The sequence below is a fragment of the Brevundimonas sp. genome (assembly GCF_965227765.1).
Lineage (GTDB): Bacteria > Pseudomonadota > Alphaproteobacteria > Caulobacterales > Caulobacteraceae > Brevundimonas.
In genome coordinates this window covers 115,724-139,807 of sequence record NZ_OZ245778.1, presented here as the reverse complement: position 1 = coordinate 139,807, position 24,084 = coordinate 115,724, and the positions used below count along the sequence as shown (strand labels likewise).

Sequence of the window (24,084 nt, the reverse complement as noted above, 5' to 3'; positions counted from 1 at the left end):
TTGAAATCGTCACGCCCCAAAAAGTCTGGGCATCAAAGTCTACAAACGCAGAAAGTCGTGCGCAGCCCCGCGTTACGAAAACGCCAGGCCCCGCCCGTCAATGCGCCCGTTCAGGCTCGTCCTTCGGGGTCTCGCCCGACCCCTGCCCGCGCATGGAGCCCGGATGATCCAGGTCCCATGCCGCAGGCCGAAGCGATCGAAATCCCGCCAGTCGTTCGACCTCGATGGTCCAGCGATCGGCTCTGCCGCCCTGCAGCAGGACAGCGTGTATCGCATTTTCCAGCCCAAGGGCCAAACTCAAATCGTCCGCGCTGAAAGCGCCGCAGACCTTGGTCGTCTGATGACGGGCCAATGCGACCAGTTTTCCGCGTCCATCGGCCGAGCCGTCGGCGGCTTCGACCAGCCACGCGGCCTTGCCCGAACGGATGGCGGCGGCGGATTTTTCGAAGCCTGAGATAAGCACGCCTTCGCGCCGGGCAAGACCCAGTTGGTCCAGGCAGCGCCGGAAAAGCAGGGTCTCGACCGTCGTCGCCAGGTCGGCGGCGGGGCTCAGCTTGGTCTTTGCGGCGCGCGAGAAGAGGTTCTTCTTGGCCGCCGTCTCGATCGAGGCGCGGTCGGCGGCGACCCACAGGCCGCGGCCGGGCAGCTTCCGCCCCAGGTCGGGGGCGACCGAACCGTCCGGGCCGGCGACGAAGCGGATCAGACGAGATTCATCCATGACCTGGTGCGTGACCAGGTCGCGGCGCTCTCTATCCGATGTGGCGTCTCGCAGGCTCATGGACGGTCCGGGTTCCCATCACGCGTTCTGGGGCTGGTCGTCGTCGGCGACGACTTCAGCGGCTTGGGGTGCAGCGGCGTCTTCACCTGCGGCGTCGTCTTCGTCAGCGGGGGCGTCGGCGAAGACAGCCTCGGGGTCGTATTCACCCTCGGCGAACTCTTCCTCGTACTCGGGCTCGGGCTGCGGCAGTTCCGAGGCGTCGATCCAGCCGGCGGCGACGCGCGCCTGCAGGATCAGCATTTCGGCGTCTTCCTGGGACAGGTTGAAGCTTTCCAGCACGCCGGGGACCTTCACCCGTTCGCCGTTCTTCATCTCATAGCCGCCACGGATCTCGTCGGTGGCCAGGTCGGCCAGGTCCTCGACGGTTTTCACGCCGCCTTCGCCCAGGGCCACGGCGATGGCGCCGGTCACGCCGGGAACGGCCATGACCTCGTCCAGCACGCCCAGTTCGACGCGCTTGGCGTCCAGGGCGGCGGCCTGTTTCTCGAGGAAGTCGCGGGCGCGGGCCTGCAGTTCCTCGGCGGTGTCCTCGTCGAAGCCTTCGATCTCGGCGACTTCATAGGCGTCCACGAAGGCCAGATCCTCGACCGTGGCGAAGCCTTCGGTGACCAGCAGCTGGGCGATGACCTCGTCGACGTCCAGGGCTTCCTGGAACAGGCTGGTGCGTTCCGAGAACTCACGCTGGCGACGCTCGGAGTCCTGGCTTTCGGTGATGATGTCGATCTGCCAGCCGGTCAGCTGCGAGGCCAGGCGCACATTCTGGCCGCGACGGCCGATGGCCAGCGACAGCTGTTCGTCGGGCACGACGACCTCGACGCGGTCGGCTTCTTCGTCCAGCACGACCTTGGAGACCTCGGCCGGGGCCAGGGCGTTGACGATGAAGGTCGGCTCGTCGGCGTTCCACTGGATGATGTCGATCTTCTCGCCCTGCAGTTCGGCGACGACCGCCTGAACGCGCGAGCCGCGCATGCCGACGCAGGCGCCGACGGGGTCGATGGAGCTGTCGTTCGACAGCACGGCCATCTTGGCGCGCGAACCCGAGTCGCGGGCGGCGGCGCGGATCTCGATCACGCCGTCATAGACCTCGGGGACTTCCTGGGCGAACAGCTTGGCCATGAAGCCGGGGTGAGCCCGCGACAGCATGATCTGCGGGCCCTTGGCCTCGGGGCGCACGTCATAGATGTAGGTGCGGATCCGGTCGCCGATGTTGAAGATTTCGCGCGGGATCGACTGGTCGCGGCGCATGATGCCTTCGCCACGGCCCAGGTCGACGATGGTGTTGCCGTATTCGACGCGCTTGACGGTGCCGTTGACGATCTCGCCGACGCGGTCCTTGAACTCTTCGTACTGGTTGGCGCGCTCGGCGTCGCGAACCTTGCCGGTGATGACCTGGCGAGCCATCTGGGTCTGGACGCGGCCGAACTCGAACGGCGGCAGGTCCTCGACATATTCCTTGCCGACGACGGCTTCGGGATCGCGCTTGGAGGCGTCGGTCAGGCGCACCATGGCGCTGTCATTGAACTCTTCCAGCTCGTCTTCGGGCTGCCAGTCGTCCTCGACGATGGTGACGTGACGCGTCAGGGCCAGTTCGCCGGTCTTGGGGTCGATCCGGGCGCGGATGTCGTGGTGCGCGCCATAGCGCGACTTGGCGCCCTTCTGGATGGCTTCTTCCAGGGCCTCGATGACGATTTCCCGGTCGATGTTCTTCTCCTGAGCGACCGCGTTGGCGATCTGGAGCAGTTCGAGACGGTTGGCGGAAATACCGGTGGCGGCCATCAGGCTTTGTCCTCGGAAGGGGTCTTGGTGTTGGTGGTGCGGTCTTCGGGAGCGGAATCGGGCAGTTCGTCGTCTTCAGGTTCGCCGCGCTGGGCTCGCAGTTCGGCCCCGCGCTTGATCAGGGCGTCGCTCATGACGAGCTTGGCGTCCACCAGCCAGTCGAACGGGATCAGGGCCGTGTCGGTTTCACCGTCCAGGTCGATGGCGACCAGGGGCTGGCCGGCGTCGTCGGTGTCCAGGCCCGCCAGCACGCCCTTGAAGCGTTTGCGGCCCTCGACCATGCGGTCGGCCTCAAGCCGCGCCTCGAAACCCTCGAACAGGTCGAAGTCGATGGTGCGGGTCAGGGGACGGTCGATGCCGGGCGACGAGACCTCAAGCAGATATTCGCCGGAGATGGGGTCGGCGGCGTCCAGAACCTCGGACATGGCGCGCGACAGGCGGGCGCATTCCTCGACCGAGATGTCGTGGTCCGACGGGCGTTCGGCCATGACCTGCAACCGCTGGCGCAGGGTGCCGCCCATCAGGCGCACGCGAACGATCGCAAGCCCCAGGCTCTCGGCGACGGGATCGATCAGCTCGATCAGCAAACGGTCCTGGGCGGTCTTGGCGCGCAAGCGGGGATCAACTCAATAAAAAAGCGGCTGGCCGTGGGGCCGCCGCTTGGAAACGCGGCGCCGTCGGACGCCGGTGTCTAACGATGTGAGACGCCCTATAGACCTGTCGGAAGGGGTTGTCAGCCCCTTCCGTTTCAATGGCCTGTCAGCGGGGGCCTGTCAGCCGGGCGCGCCCAGATAGTCACGCTTGCCGATCTCGACGCCCGCCGCGCGCAGCAGGGCGTAGGCGGTCGTGACGTGGAAATAGAAGTTGGGCAGGGCGAAACCGGTCAGGTACTGCGCGCCCTTGAAGTCGAACTGACCGTTCGGAAACTTGAGCACCACGTCCCGGTCCTCGGCGCCGACGAAGGCTTCGCGCGGGACGCTCTCGATGAAGGCGATGGACAGGGCGATGGTGGCCTGAAGCTCGGCGAACGTCGCCTCGTTGTCGTCGGTCACGGGCCAGTCCAGGCCCGTCAGCCGGGCGACGCAGCCCCGCGCCGAAAAGGCGGCCATGCGAACCTGGTTCGGGAGGGGGCGCATGTCGGGCGCCAACTGGGCCTGCATCAGCGCCGCCTCGTCGAAGCCCTGGGCCAGGGCCTTGTCGAGCAGGGCCGACAGCGCCTTCAGGCCGCGCAGGAAGGCGGGAGCGGAGACGTCGTAGAGGTCGAGAGCCATGGGTGTTTCCTTGTTGGCGGTCTTTGGCGGCAGGGCCTTGTCGTCAGCCCTTGCGGTCGCAGCCGCAAATATGGTTCGGCTGGGGCATGACCGCAACGCGCAACACCGCAGCTTTCCGGCGTCTTCGGGGACCGATCCTGGCGCCCGTCCTGGGCTTCGCCATCCTGATCGCCGTCTGCGCCCAGATCGCCATCCCCTTCTATCCCGTGCCGATCACGATGCAGACCTGGGCCGTGCTTGTGGCCGGGGCCATGCTGGGCGCGCGCTGGGGGACGGCGAGCGTGGCGCTGTATCTGGGGCTGGCGCTCGCCGGCCTGCCCATTCTGGCCAATGGGGCGGGGGGCTTTGCGGCCGCGACGGGCGCCAGCGCGGGCTATCTGATCGGCTTTCCCGCCGCCGCCTTCATCGCCGGATGGGCGGCCGAGCAGGGGCGGCTGGACCGTGCGCTTTCTGGTCTCGCAATCCTGCTGGCGGCGCACGCCGTGACCCTGGCGACCGGGGTCGGCTGGCTGATCGTCAGCGTGGGCCTGGATCCCGTGCGGGCGATCGAGGTCGGCGCCCTGCCCTTCCTGATCGGGGCCGTGGTGAAATCCGCCCTGGTGCTGGTCGTGCTGTGGATCCGGCGGCGTGTGCGCCTGAGGTCGGCCTAGGCCCGCTCGAATTCCAGAAACAGCGGCGCGGTGTCGCCCAGCTTCTTTTCCTCATAGCGGGTGACGACGTGATCGGCGGGGGCTATGCGCCAGTCGTCCGCTTCATTGGCCAGCCAGACCAGGTCCGGCGTGCGGTTCAGCCGCTCCAGCGCCCAGCCGGCATAATCCTTCCAGTCGGTGACGAACCGCAGCCGTCCGCCCGGCTTCAACACTCGCGCGATCTGGGCGGCGGTCTCTTCGTTCAGCAGGCGGCGCTTGTTGTGGCGCACCTTGTGCCAGGGATCGGGGAACAGGATCATGACCCGGTCCAGGCTGGCGTCGGGGATGGCGTTCAGCACGTCGCGCCCGTCGTCGGCATGGATGCGAACGTTCTTCAGGCCCCGGTCGTCGATGTGGCGCAGCACCGAGGCGACGCCGTTCAGGAAGGGCTCGCAGCCGATCATCACCGCGTTCGGGTTCTTGGCCGCCTGTTCGGCCAGGTGTTCGCCGCCGCCGAAGCCGATCTCGAGCCAGGCCTCGGTCGCCTCGGGCATCAACAGGCGGGGATCGACCGGCCCGGCCTTGGGATCGGGCACGGCGATGGTCGGCAGCAGGGTGCCGAACAGGGCGGCCTGCAACGGCTTGATGGTGCGCGACTTGATCCGGCCGAACGAGCGCAGCGGCCCTGAGGCGCGCGGATGCAGGGGATCACCGGGTTTCTTGGGACGTGAAGCGGGCATGGCCGGGCCTATAACGCAAAATCGCCGGCCGCGCCCCTGGGCGACGACCGGCGATGAAGATGCTGATGGTTATCGGGCGGAAGACTAGGCCAGAGACTAGGCAAGCGCCTTGAGCTGGTCGATCAGGTCGGTCTTTTCCCAGCTGAAGCCGCCGTCGGCGTCGGGCGTGCGGCCAAAGTGGCCATAGGCCGAGGTGCGGGCGTAGATCGGCTTGTTCAGACCCAGGTGCTCGCGGATGGAGCGTGGCGTGGCGCCGCCGATCAGGCCCAGGATGTTGGCTTCCAGGACGGCCTCGGTGACCTTGCCCTTGCCGGTGCCGTGCAGATCGACGTGGATCGACTGGGGCTCGGCCACGCCGATGGCGTAGGAGATCTGGATGGTGCAGCGCTCGGCCAGGCCGGCGGCGACGACGTTCTTGGCCAGATAGCGGCAGGCATAGGCGGCGGAACGGTCGACCTTGGTCGGGTCCTTGCCCGAGAAGGCGCCGCCGCCGTGCGGGGCCGCGCCGCCATAGGTGTCGACGATGATTTTGCGGCCGGTCACGCCCGCGTCGCCGTCCGGTCCGCCGATCTCGAAGATGCCGGTCGGGTTGATGTGCCAGACGGTGTCTTCGTCGGTGAAGCCCTCGGGCAGGACCGCCAGGATCAGAGGCTTGACGATCTCGGCGACGTCGGCGGACGACAGGCCCGGCGCGTGCTGGGTCGACAGGACGATGGAGGTGGCGCGAACCGGCCGGCCGTCCTCGTACTGGATCGTGACCTGGGACTTGGCGTCGGGCTCCAGCCGCTTGTCGCCGCCGTGGCGAACCTCGGCCAGCTTCTTGAGGATGTTGTGGCTGTATTGCAGCGTCGCCGGCATCAACTCGGGCGTCTCGTTGGAGGCATAGCCGAACATGATGCCCTGGTCGCCCGCGCCCTCGTCCTTGTTGCCGGCCGCGTCAACGCCGACAGCGATGTCGGCCGATTGGCCATGCAGACGGTTGATGAACTCGAACTTTTCCCAATGGAAGCCGGACTGTTCGTAGCCGATGTCCTTGACCGCGGCGCGCACGGCGGCCTCGATCTCGGCCTCGACGCCCGGGGCCCAGGCGCCCGAGGTATCCATCACGCCCGCGCCGCGAATCTCGCCGGCCAGCACCACCAGATTGGTCGTGGTCAGGGTTTCGCAGGCCACGCGCGCATAGGGGTCCTTGGACAGGAACAGGTCGACGACGGTGTCCGAGATACGGTCGGCGACCTTGTCGGGATGGCCCTCGGAGACGCTTTCAGAGGTGAACAGGAAGGATGAACGGGACAAAAGCGGCTCCTGTGGCGCCGTCAGAGGCGCTATCGAGCCGCAAACATATAAAGATATGCTTATATCTTCAAGTGCTCTGCCGAGCCCTTATGGCGCGCGGTTCTGAAGCAGGTTGATCAGGCCCAGAACGCTTTTGATCGTGAACCACACCCCCAGCAGGAACAGCACGCCCCACAGGATGAAGATCAGGACGATCGGCAGGATCAGCCAGGACAGAAGGACGCTGATGACGATCAGGACGCCGGCCGCCGCCGTCCACCAGAAGACCGACCAGAATAGAGCGATGGCGGCGTCCAGATGCTGGCGGGGCAGACCCGTGGCCGAACCCCGCGCCGCATAGGCGACCAACAGCCCGATAGGGGCCAGCAGAGCGACACTGGGGATCGAAAGAATATAGAGGCCCCAGGCGATGAATGCGGCGGGCTTGCCCTCGGCTTCGTGCGCTTCACCGATACGGGGTTGGCCGTCACTCATCTTGTCGTCCCTTTAGAAAAACCAGCCGTTGGGCCGTGCGATCGGACGACCTGCGCTAAGCCTCAGGATGCCTGTGGCGCCGCGAATGACCATCCATACCGCAAGCAGGAACAGAACAAAGACGCCGAGGTTCACCGCAATCAGCACGACGCCCAGGGCGGCGGTGATGGCCGCGATCCACAGGGTGCGCTTCTGATAGACGTAGTGGCTCAGAGCCAGCCCCTGTTGCGGCGCCGGTCGGCCGATGACGGCGACCAGGGCCACCAGGGCCGCGACGCCCAGGGTGGGCACGGCGAACAGGATCAGGGCGTAGATCGTATATAGCCCCATCGCCCCCTCAAGCGGTGCGGCGGGCGTGTCGGCGCGTCCGAAAGCGGGCTTGGCGGCCGTCTGGACCCGAGGCGTTTCCGTCGCCCAGGCGGGCAGGACCTCTACGGGCGCGATTTCCACGGGGCCAGTGTCCACGGGGCTGATGTCCACGGGGCCAGTGTGCACGGTGCTGGTGTCCACAGGTCGGGTTTCGACCGGCTGGGCCTCGACGGGTGCAGACGCGACCGAGGCGGGTTGAGGAACGAAGATCGGTTCCTCGGACCCCGAGATGGGCAGGGGCGGCTGTTCAGGGGGGGATGCGGTCGGAGCCGACTGGTCCTGATGTGCCGGATCCGGGATCATTTCCGGGCTGTCTGCGAAGAGGTCCTCGTCCATCCGCATGGTCGCCGCATCGTCTTCCACGTCGAAATTCGCCGGGCTGGCCGGTTTGGCGCCCGCAGGCGTGGCAGAGACCTCTGGCCTGGTCGAACGCGGATGACCGGCGAGGGACGATGCGGAGGTGAAACCGATCAGGTCGTCGTGCGAATGGTCGACGCGCGTCGCGCCGCCTTCGGGTGCGGGGCGGGTCTCCGACATCGGTTGCGTCGGTCTATCTGGATCGCCGGGTGCGGCCATCTGGGGTCCTCCGACCATGCGTATCGCGGCCGTTCGTCAGGTCGCGACAATGGCGGTATGCCCCTCGCAGCGCAACCGTCAGAAGCCGCAACCTTAAAGGCGGGGAGCGGTCACGGCATCGGCCAAGGGCCGCTCAGGCCCGGGCCAGAGCGGCATCCAGCGTCGCGTCGTCCATGGCGGCGCGCAGGCCGGCGAGGCGGCTTCGGCTGACCGGCAGGACCTCGGCCTGGATCGTGACCAGACGCCAGCGCCCCCCGTCATTCTCCAGGCGGCTGACGTGGGCTAGGTTGGCTATGACCGAGCGATGGATCCGCAGGAAGCCCGGCGGCAGGTCTGTTTCCAGCCTGTCGAGGCGAGCGGCGTGCAACAGACGCCGTCCATCCGCCAGCCTCAGCTCGACATAGTCGTCGGCGCCGACCACGGCGGCGATGGCGTCCAGCGGAACCCGCTCTACCCGCCGCGAGGTCGCGACCGTGAGGCAGTTGGGCCGATCCGCCGCCCGTATCAGGGCCGCCTCGCGATCCCTGTCGTCGCGGCCCAGGCGCACGACCTCGGCCATCAGCAGGGGCAGGATCAGACCGGCGGCGAACAGGAAGTAGGACAGGTCGAGCAGCCACTGGGGCAGGAAGGCGCCCAGGGCGAGGAAGGCGGCGAGATAGGCCAGGGTCGGGCGTGCGGCGGGCGCGCGCCGACGCACGCCTACGGCGGCGACGACCAGGGCGATCGCCACCCCTATCATCAGGGCCAGACCGGTCTTGAGGTCGAAACCGGGCGCCAGACTGGTCGCTGCGATCGCGACCACGGCGGCTGCGACGACGGTGCGGCGCGCGGAAGGCCAGAAACGTGACACGACATAGAAAACGAGCAGGATCGCGAACGCGGCGCACAGAAACCAGATTCCGACCAGCCGCCAGACATGGAAGGGATAGGTGTAGGCAACCAGGGCCCGAAGGCTTTCGACCACCGCCTGAAGGGCCGCAATGCTGGACATGAGCGCCAGGGTCAGGCTGGAGCTGGTGCGGCGCAGGCTGTGGATCACGCCGAACCCGAACGCCGCTGCGAAGAGGGCGCCGGCGGCGACGAAGATGACGGCCAGCACCTCGTAACGGGGCGCAAGCGGATAGGGGGCGACCTGCAGCGCGCCGATCGGCCGATCAAGCCGCAGGTCGCTGTGGAACGACGACATATGCACGATCAGCTCATTCCCGCCCGGCGCCCACCGGGTGTCTGCGATGGGCAGGGCGATCTGGTATCGGCCGGGCGTTTCGGTGTCCGCCGAACCGCCCGGCCTGCCATTGGCGCCCAGGAGCCGGCCGTTGAGCCAGGCCTGTGATGACGCCACGCCGGCGATATAGAGGGCCTGGGCGGGACCGTCCTCAGGCTGCTCGATGACGGATCGCAGCCACAGCTCGCGGCCCTGGGGGTCGATGACGTCTCCCGCCGGGCGGCAATCGGTCAGGAGCGGGGCGCCCGCGCCGGCATCCGGCGCGCCGCGACAGGTTTCCCACGACAGGACCGGGGGCGCAGGCTGCGCCTGAACCGGGGCCGGAAGGCCGATGAAAGATACCAGGATGAGAAGGGCCCGCCACATGATCTCACCCTATCGCGTCACTGACCGAATTGCGTCGCCATTGGCCGATCCGGGGGCGCCGTTCACCGATTCGCCCATACAGGCCGGGCGGATGTCGGCCAACTGCCGCCATGACCTATTCATCTCTGAACCGCCGATCCCTCCTCACTGCCGCCGGTCTCGCCGTCCCGGCCATGAGCCTTCCGTTCTCCGCCCGCGCGCAGGCTTCGCCCGATCCGGCGCTTGCCCCGGGCGCCTTCACCTTCACGGGCTGGCAGGGTCAGGAGACCGACGCCGAACGCGGCTTCTTCGAGGTTCCTGAAGATCGTCGTGACCCCGGTTCGCGTCGCATCCGGCTGGGCTATGTGCGCTTCGCCTCGACGGCGTCAAACCCCGGGCCGCCGATCGTCTATCTGTCGGGCGGCCCGGGCGGCGCGGGAACCGGAGCGCCTATGGGGCCGCGCTTCCCCATCTTCATGGCCCTGCGTGCGGTCGCCGACGTGATCGCGTTCGACCAGCGCGGAACCGGCATCTCGGAACGGATCCCCGAGCGCCCCAGCTCAAGCGGACCTCTGCCGGCCCTGACCCATGCAGGCCTGGCGGCCCATGTCCGCGACGAGATGCAGAAGGCCTGGATCGACTGGACGCGCTCAGGCGTCGCCATGGCCGGCTACAACACCGAACAGAGCGCCGATGACATCAATGATCTGCGTCGTCACCTGGGGGCCGACAGGATCAACCTGTGGGGCATCAGCTACGGCAGCCACCTGGCGCTGTCGGTCCTGAAGAGGCATGGCGACGTCATCGGCCGTGTCGCCCTCGCCAGCCTGGAAGGCCAGGATCAGACGGTCAAACGCCCCGCCCGGATCGACGCCTATCTGGATCAGGTGGACGCCCTGATGGGCGCAGATCCCGTGGTCCGCGCCGCCATCCCCAATATGCCCGCCCTGATGCGGCGAGTTCACGACCGCTACGAAGCGGATCCGGTGACGCTTGTCGCCCCCGCAGACGGTGGTGCGACGGAGCTGAAGCTCGGGGGGTTCGGCATCCAGCTGATGGCAGGCGGGATGATAGCCAACCCGCGCACCCTGACCATGCTCCCCGGCCTCTACCTGGCCCTCGACGCCGGAAACATCGAGGTTCTGGCGCCCTTCGCCGGCGAATTCGCTGGCCTGTTCGGGGTCTCGGGGATGTCAGAGGCGATGGACATGGCGTCGGGCGTCTCTCCGGCCCGGCTGGCGCTGGTCGAGCATGAGGCCCGGACCGCCGTCCTGGGCGATGCCCTGAACTTCCCCATGCCGCATCTGCTGGGCGCGATTCCGGGGGCCGATCTGGGCGAGGCCTTCCGGGCGCCGATCACGATCGACACGCCCGCCCTTCTGATCGCTGGATCCCTGGATGGCCGCACGCCCCTGGCCGAGCAGGCCGAAGTCGAAAGCCAGTTCCGGGTCAAGTCACGCGTCGTGGTCGAGAACGCCGGGCACAATGTCTTCGAGGCCCATCCCGACGTGCAGGATATGCTGGTGCGCTTCTTCCGGGGCGAGGCTGTGGCGGATGCCCGGCTGAGCCTGCCGCCGCCCAGGTTTGCGGTCGCGTGACCGCCGGGGCCGAGCCTAGACCAGGTCAGGGGCGTGTAGGGCGCGTCGAGCGGCAATCAGGCTCGCGTCCGGCACCTCAGCCACTTCATCGCGAACACGCGACGACTTCTGCCGCCTGCGTCGATATGAGGGCGAAGAACGGCTGGCCAGCCTGCGCAGCCTGATGCGTCCGCCGCCCGCGCAATTGTCCCTGGCCACGCCGACGCGGGCCTTCCCACCATAAGGCGGTCCGCAAGAGCCAACCTTGTGGTTCGGGGCCGGCTTCGTGACGTGAGAGAAATGGCGCGCCACCGTGGATGAACCGAGACCTATTCGGCGCTAGTTCCGATGGCGGACGCGAAGCCTGAACACAGATCGGTCGAACAATCGGGGCTCCCCGAACGCCTGCCCGCGGGGGCATCCACATCGCACTTCGATTCGCAGATCTATCAGTGAGGCTAAATCCGAGCTTCTAAGTGTATGATATTTATCGAATAACGTAATCTTGAGAGCCGAGGTTGCCCGTTTGCGCCCAGGTGTTCTGCCGCATAAGCCTTGGTCCCCGGACAAGGGCGGCGAGCGTCGTCCGACCGTTTTCCCAGCGTCGACGAGGCCGACAATGACATCGCATATCCCCACCAACCGCCGGGTCGTCACCGAGGTGACCGGCGTCTTCTCGCTGCCGTGGCAGATCGCCCGCGACGAGGGTCTGTTCGCCGAAGAAGGCGTGGAGGTCGAGTTCCGCCAGACCCCGGCCTCGGTCGAGACCCGCTATCCCGCGACCGATCTCGACTATGTCGAGGACCACACCCTGGTGCCCGCCCTGGCTGGCCATACGGCGCTGGAAGAGAAACAGGTCGACGTCTATCGCGCCTGCGAATGGGGCCAGGTTCGTCGCTCGCAGGACAGCAACAACGGGCGCATCATCTCCAAACGGTCGGCGGTGGTGTCACAGGCGATTTTCTCGGCGCCGGGCTCGCGCTTCACCCATCCTCAGACCCTGGCCAACGAGCGGGTCGCGGTGCGCTTCCACCACGGTTCGCACTATGCCGCCCTGCAATCGCTGGAAGGTTTCCTGAAGCCGGAGGAGATCCGGCTGGTTCACCTCAGCCATATCGACGGGCTCGAGGCCGTGCGTCGGGGCGACATCGCCGCCGTCACCCTGATGGAGCCGTGGATCACCCTGGCCGAGAAGCAGGGCTTCCAGCGCATCGTCGAGACCCATTACCAGGGGTCCGAGATCGCCTCGCCGGACGTCGACCCGGAGACCTGGAAGGCCGTGCACCGCGCGGTGACCAAGGCCACCGAACTGCTGAACGCCGACAAGCGCAAATACGTCCACTACCTGATCGAGACCCTGCCCGAGATATACCGGGACCAGATCACGGCCGAGGACTTCCACCTGCCGCGGCTGCGCTTCGTGCCGCCCGCGCCCTATGACGAGAAGGAGTTCCAGCAGACCTACGACTGGCTCGTGGGTTGGAAACTGATCGCCCCGGAATCCAACTTTACGGATCTGGTCGACAACCGGGTGGCGGCGGCCGCCTGATCCACGACGGCCCGGGTTTATCCCCTTTGCCCGGGCCGTCGCCTTTTCCTTCGATATGAGCCGCAGGAGCCTGCGATGACCGCAGTCGATCGCCGTGCGGATCACGACATAGATCCCGCCCTGACCGCTCGCTGGTCGCGGCGGGATTTTCGCGACGGCGGCATCTCTCAAGCCGAGTTGTTCGCCCTGTTCGAGGCGGCCAGGTGGGCCCCGTCGGCGCGCAACAGCCAACCCTGGCGCTTCCTCTATGTCCGGCGCGACGACGCCGTCTGGCCCGTCTTCCTCGAACTGATTTACGAGCGTAACCGCATCTGGGCGCAGCACGCGGCGGCGCTTGTGGCGGTTATCTCGCGCCGCGACATCGACGGCGAGGACGGCCCCCAGCCGTCTCCGACCCATGCCTTCGACACCGGCGCGGCCTGGAGCCATCTGGCGCATCAGGCCCATCGCAACGGCTGGAACACCCGCGCCATGGGCGGCTTTGACCGCGAACGCGCGCCGGAGGCGCTGCGCCTTCCTGACGATCTTCAGATCCACGCCATCGTCGCCATCGGCCGACCCGGCGATGGTCATGGCCTGCCCGAACATCTCCGGGCGCTGGAACAGCCGACGGCGCGAAACCCCGTTACGGCCTTCGCCCACCAAGGCCTCTATCCCCTCTCCAAGGACAGTGAATGACGAACATCTGGCGGATCGTGCGGATGCTGCCGCGCTATCGCGGTCGCGTCGCGGCGGTGCTGGCGACCAGCGCGATCATCGGCCTGATCGGGTCCTTCACCCCCTTCGTCTTCCGCTACGTCGTCGACGCCCTGGCCCATGCGCGGGCGGCCGACATCTCGATGCCCGAACTGATCGAACGGCTGACCCTGGCCGTCGCCATCTTCGTCGGCTTCCGCATTGCCCTGGTGGTGCTCGGGGCCATCCAGCACTGGCAGTCGTCCAGCCTGTGGCTCGACAATGTCGGCAGCCTGAGGCGGCGTATCTTCAACGACATGTCGACCCTATCGCTGCGCTATTACGAAGGCGCGCGGGTCGGCGACATCATGGACCGGTTCGGCGCCATCGTCCCGGTGACCCACTGGCTGAGGGACCTGGTCGACGGGACCCTGGCCGTCACACTGCAACTGATGTTCAGCCTGACCATCCTGCTGATCGTTTCACCCGTCGCCGGACTGATCATGCTGCTGGCCGTGCCGTTCAACATCTATGCGTCCTGGCGTTCGGTGCAGGCGACGACCGTGCACCGCCGCCGCTGGCAACGTCTGGGCGGCCGGATGAGCGGCATCCTCAGCGAGATGATGAGCCAGATCATCACGGTCCGCGCCTTTGGCGGCGAGCCGGCGGTGCGCAAGCGCTTCTCGGCCGCGCATGAGGACTGGCGCGAGACCCGGATCGACGAATGGCGCATCGACCGGCGCTGGGCGACCCTGCTGCTGGCCAGCAACGGCGTGGCCCTGACCGCCGTCACGGTGATCGTTCTGGTTGAGGCGGTGTCAGGCCGATCCAGCCTGGGCGACGTCTTGCTGGTGCTGATGCTGTCCCAGACGGCGATCACGACGGTCCAGCCGATCACGCGCACCATCAACAGCGCGGGCGACAATGAGACCTCGGCCGAGCGGCTGGTCGAACTGCTGGAGCTGACGCCGACGGTCGAGGAATCGCCTGACGCCATTGCGCTGGACGCCATCCGCGGCATCGCCTTCGAGGGCGTGGGCTTCACCTATCCGGGCCAGGAGACGCCCGTGCTTCAGGGCGTGTCGTTCGCGGTCCAGCCGGGACAGACTCTGGCCTTGGTCGGCCCCAGCGGATCGGGCAAGTCGACGCTGGTGAAGCTGTTGCTGCGCCTCTACGAGCCGACGACCGGACGGATCCTGATCAACGGGCGCGACATCCGCGACTTCACCCAGCAATCCCTGCGCGACCGGATCGGCATGGTGTTGCAGGACGTGGCCCTGTTCAACGACACCATCGGCGCCAACATCGCCTTCGCCAGCGATGACGCGAAGCCTGAGGCGGTGATGGTCGCCGCGCGCCTGGCCCATGCCGACGCCTTCATCCGTCGTCTGCCCGAAGGTTATGAGACCGGCGTCGGCGAGCGGGGGATCAAGCTGTCGGGCGGTGAGCGCCAGCGCATCGCCGTGGCCCGGGCCATCCTGCGTGATCCCGATCTGGTCATCCTGGACGAGGCGACCAGCGCCTTGGACGCCGAATCCGAGCGGATGGTGCAGGCGGGGTTGTCGACCTTGATGCAGGACCGCACCTCGATCGTCATCGCCCACCGGCTGAGCACCATCGTCGGGGCCGATGAGATCCTGGTGATGACGGCGGGGCAGGTTGTGGAGCGTGGCGACCACGATGGGCTGCTGGCGCAGGGCGGCCTCTATCGCCGCCTGCACGCCTTGCAGTTCGGCGAGGCCCAGGCTGCGTGATCCGGCCTGAGCGAGGCGGCCTTTGGCCTCAGGTTGCGTGGCGGCGGGCGCTGCCGGCGTGCCAGGGCAGGACGATCCGCTCGACGATCAGGAAGACGAAGTTCAGCGCATAGCCCAGGAAGGCCAGTGTGAAGACGCCTGAGAACAACTGGACGACGCTGAGGTTCTGTTGGGCGCGGATGACGAAATAGCCCATGCCGTCATTGCCGGCGATCATCTCGGACACCAGGGCGATGACCAGGCCGACAGTCAGGGCGTAACGCAGGCCGACGAAGATCATCGGGGCGGCGGCGGGAAGGACGATCTGCAGCGTCGCCTGCAAGGGGCTCAACCCGAAGGTGGCGCCCGTGTCGCGCATGGTCCGCGACACCGACCGGACCCCGGCGAAGGTGTTCATGAAGACCGGGAAAAAGGCGCCGATGGAGACGACGGTGATCTTCAGCGGATCGTCGATCCCCAGGAACAGGATCAGCAGCGGGATCAGGGCCGACAGAGGCACGGGGCGAGCGATCTCCACGAGGGGCTCCAGCAGTCGCCACAGCCGCTTCGACTGACCCATGGCCAGGCCGACGAGGATGCCGATGGTCGAGCCAATGACATAGCCGAAACCCATGTGGCGCAGGGTCACCACCAACTGCTCGCCCAGGGCGCCGCTTTTCAGGTTCGCCACCCATTCGGTGATGATCTGGGACACCGAGGGCAGGGTCTGGGACTGGATCAGGCCGTAGCGCGAGCCCAGCTCCCAGGCCGCGAAACCGCCCAGGACCAGCAGCCAGCCGGACAGGCGGGTCTCCTTCAGCGCGCGGAGCGGAACCCGCCAGAGGACAGCCGTGTCGAAGGGGGCGGAGGAAGCAGGCAGGTCGGTCATCCCAGCACCAGTCCATGAAGTTCGCGGCGATAGAGGGCGAAGCGCGCGTTCTCGCGGCTAGCCAGCTGGGCGCGGGGGCGGGGGATGTCGATCGCCAGGTCGGCCCGGATGCCCTGGCCCGTCGGGTCGAGGACGACGACGCGGTCGGACAGATAGACGGCCTCGTCGATGTCGTGGGTGACCAGGACGACGGTCAGGCCAAGCTCGGCCCACAGGCTGAGGATCAGGTCCTGCAGCCGCGTCCGGCTGAGCGCGTCCACGGCGCCGAAAGGTTCGTCCATCAGCAGCAGGCGCGGGCGCGAGGCCAGGGCGCGGGCGATGGCGAGGCGCTGCTGCATTCCGCCGGACAGCTCCCACGGGTAACGGCCGGCGGCGTCTGACAGACCGACCATCTCCAGATAGCGGGTCGCCGCATCGCGCGCCTCGGCGCGACCATCGCCGGCCGACCGGGCGCCGAAGGCGACGTTGTCGTGGGCGCTGAGCCAGGGAAAGAGGCTTTCGCCATAGTCCTGAAACACGTAGCGCGCCGAGGCCGGCGGGCGGGTCACGGGCGCACCCTCAACCGACAGCGCGCCGCTGGAGGGGGTTAGCAGGCCAGCGATCAAGCGCAGCAGGGTCGACTTGCCCGAGCCGGAGCGGCCGACAAGGCTGACGAACTGGCCGGTCTGGATATCGAGCGAGACATCGGCGACGGCGGTGTTGGACTGGCCCGCGGCCGAGAAGACCTTGCTGACGGCCTCGACCCGAACCAGGACCTCTGGCGATTGCGCGTGCGGGGACGGCGGCGAATCCGGCAGTTCGAACGTGGAGGAGGCTTTCAGGAGCGCACTCATGCTGCTGCCGCCGGAATGATCGCCGTCTTGTAGACGAAGGGCGCGATGTCGATGCGGCGGGGCAGGGCGCCGTCGCGGGCGGCGATGTCCACCCAGGCCTGGTTGGCCGCGATATCGAAGCCCGCCAGCTGTGGCGGCGTATGGTCATAGGCCTGGATCAGGCCGGGCAGTTCCTGCTCCATCTGGGCGACGGTCTGGCCGATATAGGGGCCGGTGATCCGCGCCTTGTCCACCTGTGCGGCGGCGGCGAACAGGGCGCCCCCCTCGCGCAGGGCCGCCGCCATCCGCTCGACCGCATCTGGCCGCGCCGCCAGGAAGTCGGCGTTGGCGTAATAGCAGGCCCGCGCGGCGCCATGGGGCATGACAGCCTGGGTCGGGTCACCCGCGATCCGCGTCGCGCCCAACTGGCTGACGGCGCGATAGGAGACGGGATCGAAGGTCAGCAGGGCGTCGATATCGCCGCGCTTCAGGGCGTTCTCGGCGCCGGGACCGACGAGGGTCAGGTTGACCTTGGACGGATCGACGCCCTGCTGCTGCAGCCACAGCCGCACGGCCAGGCTGAACACGGGCGCCGGAGAGACGCCGACACGACGCCCGATCAGGTCGGCGGGGCTGTTGTACGCCAGGCCCGGCCGGCCCAGCAGGACCAGGTTGCCGGTGTCGTTGGCCGGGGCGATCAGCTGGGCCTCGAAGCCGTTGCACAGGGCCGCCGCCCAGCCGAGGAAGTCGCCGAAGGTGAAGTCCAGCGCGCCGCCGACCGTGGCCGCGACCGCCGACGGACCGGACTGGATCTGGACGAACTCGACATCCAGTCCGTGGCGCGCGAACAGGCCCGCATCCTGGGCCGCAGAGGCCGCGACGGCGGCGGCGCTGTGACCAAAGCGGATACGGCCATCTCTCGCCTTGCCGCCGCAGCCCGACAGTCCGCCCGCGACCAGAGGCGCGCCCAGGCCGGCAAGCAGCAGGCCCCGCCGGGACAGGGATGCGGATGGGGCGGTGGACCGAAGTCGATCGGATTGGCGAGACACGCGAACTCCTGGAACTTGCCGCATGAGGGGGCGATGAAGACGGGCCGGACCTTCGCGAGCCCGCAAACAGTGGCGTCCGCCGGACATCGGAGCAATCCAACAGCGCCGGTCGATCCGATAGATCGACTGAAGGAACGCGTAGGTTTGCTGATGCCCGGGCGGTTTGCTGATCCCTGGTGAGCCTCGGCTCTAGAAGGCGTAGCGAGCGCTGAGGGTGACCAGGCGCGGCGCGACGAACTTGGCGGATTCGACCCCCAGCGTAGGCGTTAGGACCCGGTAGCCAAAGACGCGGTCGTCATCGAACAGGTTCTTGGCCAGCAGCAGGAAGGTCCATTTGTCGTCCTGCGTGACATAGGTGGCGCCGAGGTTGACGTTGATCTGCTCGGGGTTCTGGATCTCTTCGCGGTTGGCGTTGTCGGAATAGTAGGGGCTGCGATAGTCGACCGTGGCGCGCACGCTGAGCTCGCCCGGGATCGCCAGCGGCAGGCGATATTCGGCGCTCGTGCCCGCAATCCATTCCGAGGCGAAGGGCAGCCAGTTGCCGGCGAAGTCCGAGGCCGCATTGCCCGTCGGGTTGGCGAAGCTGTCGAACTTGGCGTCCAGCCAGGCCGCCGAGAGCCGCCACTCGAAGCCGTCGAAGGGCCGCAGCGTCGCCTCCAGTTCCGCGCCATAGGTCCGGGCCTGGGCGGCGTTGACCAGCACCTGACCGCTGACCAGTTCACCGCCTATGATCGGGTTGGTGATCGTCGCCTGATAGTCCTCGAAGTCGTTGTAGAAGACGGCGAACGACCCGCTCAACAGGTTGTTGGGCGTGCGGCCCTTGGCGCCGATCTCATAGGCGGTGACGATTTCGGGCGAGACGGGGATGGCGGCGATCTGCACGTTGGCGGCCGAGCGGTTAAACCCGCCCGCCTTCGAGCCCCGCGACCAGCTGGCATAGGTCAGCAGGTAGTCGTTCACCTGGTAGTCCAAACCCAGCTTGGGCGAGAAATCGCTTTCGTCATTCTTCAGGTCGGCGACGCTGTAGACGAGGCTGGTCTGATTGAAGTCGGCGTCGGTCCGGTACAGGGCGTTGTCGAAAGTGTCCTCTTCCCAGCTGTAACGGCCGCCCACGGTGACCCTGAGCCGATCGGTGATGTTGTAGTTCAGCTGGCCATACAGGGCGGTGTCGGTCACGCCGACGTCCGACAGGATCTGGCTGTAGACGCTGTTGGACCAGGTGTTGCGATCCATGGTGAAGGTCTCGTCGCGATAGACGGCGCCCAGCACGAAGTTGAACCGGCCATAGTCGCCCAGCAGCTGGAATTCCTGCGAGGTCTGGTCGTTCTCCAGATACTGGATGAAGCCGCTGCGATCATCGGGTAGGCCCGAGGCGTCGTTGGGATTGAGATTGCCCAGCTGGCGATAGGCGGTGATCGAACGCAGCGTCAGATGGTCGTTCAGCTCGGCGCTGACGTGCAGCGAATAGGTGTCCACTTCGCGTGACGGATCGAACCGGCGCGGCGAATAGGTGACGCGCGGATCGACCTCGCCGTAGTTCAGCGGCACCACCGCCTGTGTGTCGGAGTTCTCGCGCAACTGGGTATAGGCCAGCACCGCCTCGATGCGATCATTGGGGGTGAAGCGCAGCTTGAAACGGGCCTGCCGCGAGTTGGCGTCGTCGACCCAGTAGTCGAGTGTCCGGTTATAGGTATAGCCGTCGCGCTGGCGGCTGGTCACCGCGACGCTGCCGGACAGCAGACCCTGGACCAGGGGGCCGGACAGATAGGCCTGGGTGCGCAGGGCGTTGTAATTGCCCACCTCGACCAGGGCGCTGCCCTCGACCTGATCCGTGGGATTGCGCGAGGTGATCTTGATGGCGCCGCCGGTGGTGTTCTGGCCGTACAGCGTCCCTTGCGGACCGCGCAGGACCTGGACCGACTGCACGTCGGGCAGGTCGAACAGATTGTTGCCGAAGGCGCGGGGATTGTAGATGTCGTCGACATAGATGCCGACCGACGGCGGCGATCCCGGATCGGACGTGCCGATGCCGCGGATGAAGAGCGAGGTCTGCGGCGCGCCTCCGGTCGAGCTGAGGCCCGGCGTGCTGACTGACAGGTCGTTCAGTCCCTCGATGCGGCGTTCGCGCAGTTCCTCGGCGCCGACGGGGGTGATGGAGCCGGGCGTTCGCAGCAGCCGGGTCTCGCGTCGCTCGGCGGTGACGATGACCTCGGCAACGGTGGACGCGGTCTGGTCCAGGTCGGGGGTGTCCGTGATCTCCGTGACCGTTGCGGCGAGGGCGTCGGTCGATGCGACCGCAGCGCACGCCATAGCCGACAGCGCGGCGGCTCCCATCAACGAGAGGCGGCGTGAAGATGGCGAGGAGACAGAAATGGGCATGGTCACCGACAGCAGAAATCAGGCGTGGCCGGATCGGCGCGCCTTGCGAGCCTCTATATTCCTACATAGAGAGTAGGATATTCAATCGGCCGGGCGTCCAGTTCGGATCATCCATCGGTGAGTTTTTCTGATGCAGGAACGTGTGGCGTGACCACTGACGACGAGGCGAATACAGGCGGCCGGCTGCCACCGCTCAACGCGCTGAAGGCGTTCGACGCGGCGGCGCGCCATCTGAATTTCTCGCGCGCCGCCCGTGAGCTGAATGTTACGCCGGGGGCCGTCAGTCAGCAGATTCGCCTGCTGGAAGACCACGCCGGAGGACCGCTGTTCGTGCGCGACGGACGGGCGGTCCTGCTGACCGATCTTGGGCGGCGGCTTCAGCCCGTCCTTCGCGAGGGATTCGACCAGTTCAAGAAGGCGGCCGACCTGATCTATGGCGCGACCCGCAGGCGTTCGCTGTCCGTCAGCGTGCCGCCGTCGTTCGCCGCCCGATGGCTCATCCCCCGCATCTCCGACTTCGCCGAGGCCCGTCCGGACATCGAGGTGTGGATCTCGGCGGACATGCAGTTGGCCGATGTGGCCGGCGGGCGTGTCGACGTCGCGGTCCGGTATGGGCGAGGCGAGTATCCGGGTGTCCGCAGCCAGCCGTTGCTGGAGGCCGGCGTGATCCCGGTGTGCAGTCCGGGTCTGGTCGAAGGCATTGCTCGGGGCATTCGTCCATCGGAACTGGTGCGCCATACCCTGATCCACGTCGTGACGGACAGTGAGGAGAGCCGCCCGGACTGGACCGCCTGGTTCACGTCGAAGGGATTAGATCCCAAAGGCGCGGGCGGTGGACCCCGCTTTGATCAGACCGCCCTTGCAATCGAGGCGGCGGCCCACGGTCGTGGCATCGCTCTCGCGCCACGGGCCTTCGTCGCCTCCGACCTGGCGTCAGGACGGCTGATCGCCCCGTTCGCGGACGGCTATGTCGCGACCGATCTTGCGTATCACACGCTCCTTCGAAGGACGGCTCCAAGAGAAGAAGCGCTCGCCTTCGTGACCTGGCTGAGGCGGCAGGCCAGCGCCACGGTCACAGAGGTTGATGAGCTGTAGTCGCAAGGCGTGCTCGGTTTCGTTTCGAGCGTCGCCGTTTGGCCCAATGGCCAATGTCCCTTGCCGGAGCAGCGCTGTTTGAAGCCTACCCCGAGGCGGGGGCGATCATGGTTTGGTGACCAGGCTTGGGACTCATAGCCACAAGAGCACGGTCGCGGCGAGTGCGAGTGCGATGGCGGAGAGGAATACGGTCGGACATCGATCGTATCGGGTGGCAAGGGCATGTCGGTCCCCATGGACAAGTTGGACGATGCCGTCATCGCCCACCTGGAAGAACGTCTGTTGGATCCACAGCGCCTTGAGCGGCTGATGGAGCAGCTACTGGATCGCCGGGAAGAATGGGCCGACCAGCGGCGCAGCCATGTCACGGAACTGCGCAAGCGGACGACGGAGTCAGAAGCCAAACTCAATCGTCTCTACGAGGCCATCGAGAATGGGCTGGTCGTGCCGAGCGATGCGTCGTTGAAAGATCGGATGACTGAACTGACCGGTATCCGCAAGCACGCCAAGGCCGACGTCGAGCGGGTCACATCAGCGGTTGAACGGCTGGCGCCCATCATCACCCCAGAAGCGCTCAACACCTTCGCCAGCGCGGCCCGTCGAAAGCTGCGGGATCGGAGTTGTGGGTACCGGCGCGATCACCTTCGCGCTCTGACACAGCGCGTCGAAGTCATCAGCAAGACAGGGGCGCGGATCATCGGCTCACGGACCGAACTGCTTCGGACGCTGACGTCGAATTCTGGTGTCGAAGCCGCCGCTGTCGGCGTTCTCGGTTTTAAACCGAAATGGCGCGCCCGGAACGATTCGAACGTCCGACCCTCAGATTCGTAGTCTGATGCTCTATCCAGCTGAGCTACGGGCGCGCACAGGCCTTTCGGCGAGGGCGGGTCTTTAGCGGGTGGATTTCGCAGGCGCAAGCCCGGTTTTGCGCTTTGATGCGAGGTTGTCGGTTCTCGCCCGCAAACGGCCCCTTGGCGACGGCATGGGCGCGCTTTAGTCGTGGCCGTCTCGTTACGACCCCAAGGATCATGATGCCCTTCTTCCGCTTTCGCCGCACAGGCCTGACGGCGACGTCGCTGACGATGACCTCCGGGATCGCGGCCCTGACGGCCGTGCTGTTACTGGCGGGATGTCAGACGGTTGCGCCCGGTCCTGCAACGGCGCCCGGCGCGCTCGAAGTCGATGCGACCCCGCAGACGCCCCCGCACCCGCAGGCGGTCGGGCCCTTTGTGGCGACGGCCAATCCCTTGGCGACGGAAGCCGGGTTGGCGGTGTTGCGGCGCGGCGGGTCGGCGGTGGATGCGGCGGTGGCCGTGCAGGCGGTTCTGGGGCTGGTGGAGCCGCAGTCCTCAGGCCTGGGGGGCGGCGCCTTCATGATGCTGTTCGACGCCGCCACTGGCGAGGTTACGGCCTATGACGGGCGTGAGACGGCGCCGGCGTCTGCGACGGGCGAGCTCTTCTATGAGGACGGCAAGCCCCTGTCGTTCATCGACGCGGTGATGAGCGGGCGTTCGACCGGCGCGCCGGGCGCGGTGGCCATGCTGGCCATGGCCCAGGCCGAGCATGGCGTCCTGCCCTGGTCCGGCCTGTTCGGTGACGCCGAGCGTCTGGCGCGCGAGGGCTTCGTGGTCAGCCCGCGCCTGGCCGGGATGATCGCCGCCGACTATCCGTCGGGCCATACCGCCTGGTCGGAGCCCTATTTCACCAAGCCGGACGGGAGCCGCTACGTCGCCGGGGATGTGCTGAAGAACCCGATCTATGCCGAAACCTTGGCGACCCTGGCGCAGGGCGGAGCTGACGCCTTCTATCGGGGGCCGATCGCGCAGCAGATCGCGGCTGCGGTAGCCTCCGGACCACGGCCGGGCGGGCTCACCGCGGACGACATCGCCGCCTATCGTCCGCTGGAGCGGGGCGCGCTTTGTCGGCCCTTCCGGATCTATGTGGTCTGCGTGCCGCCGCCGCCGTCCAGCGGGGTGGCGGTGCTGCAACTGCTGGCCATGGCCGAGGACAGGCCCGAACTGGCCGAGGGTCCGCAGAGCCTGGCCGCGTGGACGGCCTTCGCCCAACTGCAGCGGCTGATGTACGCGGACCGTGACCGCTATGTCGGCGATCCCGCCTTTGTCGGGGTGCCGGTGCAGGGGATGCTGGACGAAGACTATGTCGCTGGTCGCGCAGACCTGGTCGATGGGCTGGTGGCCCCCGCCGCGCCCGGAACGCCGCCGGGGGGGGTCTTGCGTGGCGCCGATGCGACGGCCGAGCCCAGCGGCACGTCGCATTTCTTCGTCGTCGACGCCCAGGGCAGCGCCGTCAGCATGACCACCACGGTCGAGAGTGTGTTCGGCTCGGGCCGGATGGCTGGCGGCTTCTTCCTCAACAACCAGATGACGGATTTCTCCTTCACCCCGAACGAGGCCGACGGGACGCCTGCGGCCAATGCGCCGGGACCGTTGAAGCGACCGCGCTCGTCGATGACACCGGTGATCGTGCTGGACAGCGACGGGCGGCTGGTCGGGGGCCTGGGGTCGCCCGGCGGCTCCTCCATCCTGGCCTATAACGCCAAGGCCCTGATCGGCGCCCTGGTCTGGGTCCTGCCCATGCAGGCGGCGATCGATCTGCCCAACCTGGTGGCGCGGGGGACGACGGTGGGGGCCGATACCGAAATGTTCTCAGCCGAGCTTCGAGCCGGACTGTCCGCTGCGGGTATCGACCTGCGTCCCAACGCCACGGAAAACTCGGGCATCCAGGGCGGCCTGTGGCGCCAGGGGCCGTCGGGATGGACCTGGGACGGCGGCGCGGACAAGCGACGCGAAGGGACGGCGCGGACCGAATAGGCGCTTTAGATCAGAT

20 protein-coding genes, 1 tRNA gene and 1 pseudogene are annotated in these 24,084 nt (G+C 67.2%); 7 read left to right on the top strand and 15 right to left on the bottom strand.

Annotated elements, in window-relative coordinates; all coding sequences use genetic code 11:
* Nucleotides 1–97: 97 nt before the first annotated feature.
* The 4 genes from ACO05L_RS00655 to ACO05L_RS00640 form a co-directional block, all read right to left on the bottom strand.
* Nucleotides 98–778, bottom strand: coding sequence for an RNA-binding protein (locus tag ACO05L_RS00655; RefSeq protein WP_421730255.1), 681 nt, complete (start codon nucleotides 776–778; stop codon nucleotides 98–100).
* A gap of 18 nt (nucleotides 779–796) precedes the next feature.
* Complete coding sequence (gene nusA, locus ACO05L_RS00650) at nucleotides 797–2,554, bottom strand: transcription termination factor NusA (RefSeq protein ID WP_421730254.1); 1,758 nt, start codon at nucleotides 2,552–2,554, stop codon at nucleotides 797–799.
* Nucleotides 2,554–3,168, bottom strand: coding sequence for a ribosome maturation factor RimP (rimP, locus tag ACO05L_RS00645; protein WP_421730253.1), 615 nt, complete (start codon nucleotides 3,166–3,168; stop codon nucleotides 2,554–2,556). The genes nusA and rimP overlap by 1 nt, the downstream gene beginning before the upstream one ends.
* Before the next feature lie 159 nt (nucleotides 3,169–3,327).
* The gene (locus ACO05L_RS00640) at nucleotides 3,328–3,825 is read right to left on the bottom strand and encodes a DUF1993 domain-containing protein (RefSeq protein WP_421730252.1); all 498 of its coding nucleotides are present in this window, start codon (nucleotides 3,823–3,825) and stop codon (nucleotides 3,328–3,330) included.
* An 86-nt stretch (nucleotides 3,826–3,911) separates the two neighbouring features.
* On the opposite strand from ACO05L_RS00640, the gene ACO05L_RS00635 reads away from it, so the two are divergent.
* The gene (locus tag ACO05L_RS00635) at nucleotides 3,912–4,475 is read left to right on the top strand and encodes a biotin transporter BioY (RefSeq protein WP_421730251.1); all 564 of its coding nucleotides are present in this window, start codon (nucleotides 3,912–3,914) and stop codon (nucleotides 4,473–4,475) included.
* Here the strand turns inward: ACO05L_RS00635 and trmB are convergent.
* From trmB to ACO05L_RS00610, 5 genes are all read right to left on the bottom strand, one after another.
* On the bottom strand, nucleotides 4,472–5,194 hold the full coding sequence (trmB, locus tag ACO05L_RS00630; RefSeq protein WP_421730250.1) for a tRNA (guanosine(46)-N7)-methyltransferase TrmB: 723 nt from the start codon (nucleotides 5,192–5,194) through the stop codon (nucleotides 4,472–4,474). The two genes, ACO05L_RS00635 and trmB, sit on opposite strands and share 4 nt — an antisense overlap.
* A 96-nt stretch (nucleotides 5,195–5,290) precedes the next feature.
* The gene (gene metK, locus ACO05L_RS00625) at nucleotides 5,291–6,490 is read right to left on the bottom strand and encodes a methionine adenosyltransferase (protein WP_421730249.1); all 1,200 of its coding nucleotides are present in this window, start codon (nucleotides 6,488–6,490) and stop codon (nucleotides 5,291–5,293) included.
* Between the two features lie 87 nt (nucleotides 6,491–6,577).
* Nucleotides 6,578–6,964, bottom strand: coding sequence for a hypothetical protein (locus tag ACO05L_RS00620; RefSeq protein WP_421730248.1), 387 nt, complete (start codon nucleotides 6,962–6,964; stop codon nucleotides 6,578–6,580).
* A 12-nt stretch (nucleotides 6,965–6,976) separates the two neighbouring features.
* Nucleotides 6,977–7,909 carry a hypothetical protein gene (locus ACO05L_RS00615; RefSeq protein WP_421730247.1) on the bottom strand — a complete coding sequence of 311 codons (933 nt, stop codon included), beginning with the start codon at nucleotides 7,907–7,909 and terminating at the stop codon, nucleotides 6,977–6,979.
* Between the two features lie 133 nt (nucleotides 7,910–8,042).
* Entirely contained in the window at nucleotides 8,043–9,500 is a 1,458-nt protein-coding gene (locus ACO05L_RS00610; RefSeq protein WP_421730246.1) for a LytTR family DNA-binding domain-containing protein, read from the bottom strand.
* Between the two features lie 110 nt (nucleotides 9,501–9,610).
* On the opposite strand from ACO05L_RS00610, the gene ACO05L_RS00605 reads away from it, so the two are divergent.
* From ACO05L_RS00605 to ACO05L_RS00590, 4 genes are all read left to right on the top strand, one after another.
* Nucleotides 9,611–11,077: an alpha/beta fold hydrolase gene (locus ACO05L_RS00605; RefSeq protein ID WP_421730245.1), complete on the top strand. Its 1,467-nt coding sequence runs from the start codon at nucleotides 9,611–9,613 to the stop codon at nucleotides 11,075–11,077.
* Nucleotides 11,078–11,675: 598 nt separating this feature from the next.
* Nucleotides 11,676–12,605, top strand: coding sequence for an ABC transporter substrate-binding protein (locus tag ACO05L_RS00600; protein ID WP_421730244.1), 930 nt, complete (start codon nucleotides 11,676–11,678; stop codon nucleotides 12,603–12,605).
* Between the two features lie 75 nt (nucleotides 12,606–12,680).
* Nucleotides 12,681–13,283 (top strand): nitroreductase family protein, encoded by a 603-nt coding sequence (locus ACO05L_RS00595; protein ID WP_421730243.1) that lies wholly within the window; start codon nucleotides 12,681–12,683, stop codon nucleotides 13,281–13,283.
* Nucleotides 13,280–15,034 (top strand): ABC transporter ATP-binding protein, encoded by a 1,755-nt coding sequence (locus ACO05L_RS00590; RefSeq protein ID WP_421730242.1) that lies wholly within the window; start codon nucleotides 13,280–13,282, stop codon nucleotides 15,032–15,034. Before ACO05L_RS00595 ends, ACO05L_RS00590 begins: the two co-directional genes overlap by 4 nt.
* Nucleotides 15,035–15,062: 28 nt before the next feature.
* Here ACO05L_RS00590 and ACO05L_RS00585 read toward each other — a convergent pair whose 3' ends face one another.
* From ACO05L_RS00585 to ACO05L_RS00570, 4 genes are all read right to left on the bottom strand, one after another.
* Entirely contained in the window at nucleotides 15,063–15,902 is an 840-nt protein-coding gene (locus tag ACO05L_RS00585) for an ABC transporter permease (protein ID WP_421730241.1), read from the bottom strand.
* On the bottom strand, nucleotides 15,899–16,735 hold the full coding sequence (locus ACO05L_RS00580) for an ABC transporter ATP-binding protein (RefSeq protein ID WP_421730240.1): 837 nt from the start codon (nucleotides 16,733–16,735) through the stop codon (nucleotides 15,899–15,901). Before ACO05L_RS00580 ends, ACO05L_RS00585 begins: the two co-directional genes overlap by 4 nt.
* Nucleotides 16,732–17,763, bottom strand: a complete 1,032-nt coding sequence (locus tag ACO05L_RS00575) for an ABC transporter substrate-binding protein (RefSeq protein ID WP_421730239.1) — start codon at nucleotides 17,761–17,763, stop codon at nucleotides 16,732–16,734. The genes ACO05L_RS00580 and ACO05L_RS00575 overlap by 4 nt, the downstream gene beginning before the upstream one ends.
* Before the next feature lie 189 nt (nucleotides 17,764–17,952).
* Nucleotides 17,953–20,097, bottom strand: coding sequence for a TonB-dependent receptor (locus ACO05L_RS00570; protein WP_421730238.1), 2,145 nt, complete (start codon nucleotides 20,095–20,097; stop codon nucleotides 17,953–17,955).
* Between the two features lie 192 nt (nucleotides 20,098–20,289).
* On the opposite strand from ACO05L_RS00570, the gene gcvA reads away from it, so the two are divergent.
* On the top strand, nucleotides 20,290–21,237 hold the full coding sequence (gcvA, locus tag ACO05L_RS00565; protein WP_421730237.1) for a transcriptional regulator GcvA: 948 nt from the start codon (nucleotides 20,290–20,292) through the stop codon (nucleotides 21,235–21,237).
* Nucleotides 21,238–21,369: 132 nt separating this feature from the next.
* Here gcvA and ACO05L_RS00560 read toward each other — a convergent pair.
* Both ACO05L_RS00560 and ACO05L_RS00555 read right to left on the bottom strand, forming a co-directional pair.
* A pseudogene (locus ACO05L_RS00560) lies at nucleotides 21,370–21,468 on the bottom strand (IS5/IS1182 family transposase); the annotation flags it as partial.
* Nucleotides 21,469–22,023: 555 nt separating this feature from the next.
* Nucleotides 22,024–22,100, bottom strand: a tRNA-Arg gene (locus tag ACO05L_RS00555).
* 165 nt (nucleotides 22,101–22,265) lie between these two features.
* Between ACO05L_RS00555 and ACO05L_RS00550 the strand changes: the two genes are divergently transcribed.
* Nucleotides 22,266–24,068, top strand: coding sequence for a gamma-glutamyltransferase family protein (locus ACO05L_RS00550; RefSeq protein ID WP_421730236.1), 1,803 nt, complete (start codon nucleotides 22,266–22,268; stop codon nucleotides 24,066–24,068).
* The last annotated feature ends 16 nt before the right edge of the window (nucleotides 24,069–24,084 follow it).